We start from the raw sequence: 3,609 nt of genomic DNA on the forward strand, positions 1-3,609 counted from the left end.
TCGCCAACAGGGCCTGGGCCTCGATCGGATCACCCAGCCGAGTACCCGTCCCGTGGCCCTCCACCAGGTCCACATCGGCGGCGGACAGACCCGCATTCGCCAATGCCTGCCGGATCACCCGCTGCTGCGACGGACCGTTCGGTGCCGTCAACCCATTGGACGCACCATCCTGATTGACCGCACTACCCCGCACCACCGCCAGCACCGGATGCCCCAACCGCCGCGCATCCGACAACTTCTCGACCAGGAACAGGCCGACGCCCTCCGACCAGCCGGTCCCGTCCGCCGCCTCCGCGAACGCCTTGCACCGGCCGTCCGCCGACAACCCACGCTGCCGGCTGAACTCCACAAACGTCTCCGGCGTCGACATCACCGTCACACCACCGGCCAACGCCAGCGAACACTCCCCCGAACGCAACGCCTGCGCCGCCAAGTGCAGCGCCACCAACGACGACGAACACGCCGTATCCACCGTCATCGACGGGCCCTCGAGTCCGAAGACGTAGGAGACCCGACCGGAGGCGATGGCACCGGTCGCGGCGTTGTGGGGGTAGTCGTGATACATCACGCCCGCGAAGACACCCGTCCGGCTGCCCTTCAGCGTCCCGGGATCAATACCGGCCCGCTCGAACGCCTCCCAGGATGCCTCCAGCAACAGACGCTGCTGCGGGTCCATGATCAGGGCCTCGTTGGGGCTGATCCCGAAGAAGTCGCCGTCGAAGAGGTCGGCGTCGTACAGGAAGCCGCCGTTGTCTACGTAGGAGGTGTCCGGCACGGTCCGGCTCGGGTCGACCAGCCTGGCGATGTCCCAGCCGCGATTGGTCGGGAACGGCGATACAGCATCGCGTCCCTCGGCGACCAGCCGCCACAGGTCCTCCGGTGACGACACCCCGCCCGGGAACCGGCAGGCCATCGACACGATGACGATCGGCTCGTCGCCCTCAGCGGTATTCGTCCGGCGCACGACGGACGGAGCGGCAGCGGCCGATCCCACGGCCTCCTCCCGCAGAAAGCGGGCCAGGACCGCCGGCTCGGGGTGGTCGAAGACCAGGGTGGCCGGCAGCCGCAGGCCGGTGGCGGCGTCGATCCGGTTCCGCAGTTCGACACCCGCCAGAGAGTCGAAGCCCATGTCCCGGAACGCCTTGGTCGCCTCGACGGCGGCGAGGTCCGGGTACTCCAGCACGGCCGCGGCCTCGCGGCGTACCAGTGTCAGCAGGGTCTGCTCCCACTCGGCCTCTGGGACGTCCCGCAACAGCTGACGGAGGGCCGACGCCCCGGCCGGGTTACCGGTCCCGGAGCGGCGGCGTCGAACGGGCGCCAGAGTGCGGAACATCGCAGGCAGCGACTCCGGTTCGCGGCGCAGTTCGGCGAGGCCCAGCCGGAGGGGAACGACGAGAGCCCGGTCGCACCGCAGCGCGGCATCGAGCATGGCAAGGCCCTGCTCCGCGGTGTGACCGAGCAGCCCGCCGGAGGAGACCGGTTCATCCGAGTCGGCCATGCCGTCGGCGACCGCCCACATGCCCCAGGCGAGCGAGATCCCGGGCAGGCCCTGTGAGCGCCGGGTCTCGGCAAGCGCGTCGAGCAGTGTGTTCGCCGCCGCGTAGTTGCCCTGGCCCGGCGCGCCGAGCAGGCCGGATGCGGAGGAGAACAGTACGAACGCCGACAGGTCGGCGTTGCTGGTGAGTTCGTGCAAGTGAAGGGCTGCGTCGGCCTTGGCGGCGAGCACCGTGTCCAGTCGCTCCGTCGTCAGGGAGGGGATGACACCGTCGTCCAGCACGCCGGCCGCGTGCACGACCGCGGTCAGCGGCGCGTCGGCCGGGACTCCGGCCAGCAGGTACGCCACCCCGTCCCGGTCGGAGAGGTCGCACGCGGCGGCAGTGACCTCTGCGCCCAGCCCGGCGAGTTCTTCGAGCAGCTCGGTCGCGCCCGGAGCCTGCGCGCCGCGGCGGCCGACCAGCAACAGTCGGCGTACGCCGTGCTTGCTCACCAGGTGCCGGGAGACGCGCCGGCCCAGCGCACCGAAGGCGCCGGTCACCAGCGTCGTTCCGTGCTCGGCGAAGGCGGGCGACGTCTCGGCCGGGACGGGGAGGGCGGCGAGCCGGGCGGCGAACAAGCGCCCGTCACGCAGGGCGAGTTGTGGCTCGTCGGCGGCGGCGGCCAGCCCAAGAGCGTCTATGTCGATGTCAGTGTCGACTTCGGTGTCGGTGTCGGTGTCGGTGTCGGTGTCGATCAGGATGAAGCGGTCCGGGTTCTCCGACTGCGCCGAGCGGACCAGGCCCCAGACCGCGGCTCCCGCCAGGTCGGAAACCGTCTCCCCCGCAGCGGGGACCGCGCCCTTGGTCGCCACTAGCAGGCTGGCCCCGGCCAGGCGAGGGTCAGACAGGAACTGCTGGAGAACGGTGAGGACGCGGGCGGTGCGGGCATGGACATCCGTGACGACGTCCTCGGCATCGCGGTTCGTACGCAGCACCACGACCCCGGTCGGCGCAGCCGCCGGGTCGAGTGCATCCCACTCCTGAACGGCCAGCGGCTCGGGTGGCGTCGCCACCGGAACCCAGGTCAGCTGATAGAGCGGCGGCGTCCCTTCGGGCTGCTGGTCGAGGCCCGCCAACGGACGCAGGGCAAGGGAGTCGACGCTTGCCACCGGATGACCGGTCTGGTCGGTTATACGCAGCGCGACCTCGTTGGCGGCGAGGGGCCTGATCCGCACCCGGAGCGCGGCGGCCCCGCTGCTTTGCAGCTCGAAGCCGGACCAGCTGAAGGGCAGCGCTGCCGCGCCGCCGTTCGCCGACGAGAGGGCAACGGCGTGCAGCGCCGCGTCGAGCACGGCGGGGTGCAGGCCGAAGCGTGCACCTGCCTGTGCATCGGCCAGAGCCACGTCGGCGAACACTTCGTCGTCGAGTCGCCAGGCCCGGCGCAAGCCCTGGAACACCGGGCCGTACCGCAGTCCGGACTCGGCGAGGTCGGGATACAGCGCGTCGATGTCGATGCTCTGAGCCCCTGAGGGCGGCCACTCGGTGTCGTTCGATTCCGTCGGCTGTGAGGCGGCGGCGGAAAGGGTGCCACTTGCATGCCGCACCCACTGCTCGGGAGCATCCGATGCCGTGGAGCTCGAGTAGACGCCGACTGGGTGGAGGCCGTGCTCGTCGGCGGGTCCGACGGTGACCTGGATCTGGACGGCGCCCGGCTCGGGCAGCACGAGCGGGGCGTGCAGGGTCAGCTCCTCGACCCGGCGGCAGCCGACCTGGTCGCCCGCGCGGACCACGAGTTCGAGCATGCCCGTGCCCGGGAAGAACACCTCGTCGCCGACGCGGTGGTCGGCGAGCCAGGGCTGCGTATCGACGGACAGCCGTCCGGTGAGCAGGGCGCCGCCGGTGTCGGCAACGGTGACGGCCGCACCCAGCAAGGGGTGTTGGGTCCCGTCGAGGCCCGCCGCGCCGACGTCGGTGGACGAGACGGTGGGCTCGACCCAGTAGCGCCGGCGCTGGAAGGGGTAGGTGGGCAGCTCCAGGTGCCGTCCCGGGGCGGGGGCGGGCAGGTGCCAGTCCACCGGCACACCCGAGGCGTGGAGGTGTGCGGCGGCGGTGAGCAGCGTGGTCCGGGCCGTGG

1 protein-coding gene is annotated in these 3,609 nt (G+C 71.6%); it reads right to left on the minus strand.

Annotation, left to right across the window (positions count from 1 at the left end):
• Positions 1-3,609 (minus strand): type I polyketide synthase (locus ACWDZ6_RS33310; RefSeq protein WP_451505821.1); only part of this gene is annotated, 3,609 nt, incomplete at both ends.

Source organism: Streptomyces sp. NPDC002926, from assembly GCF_053591755.1.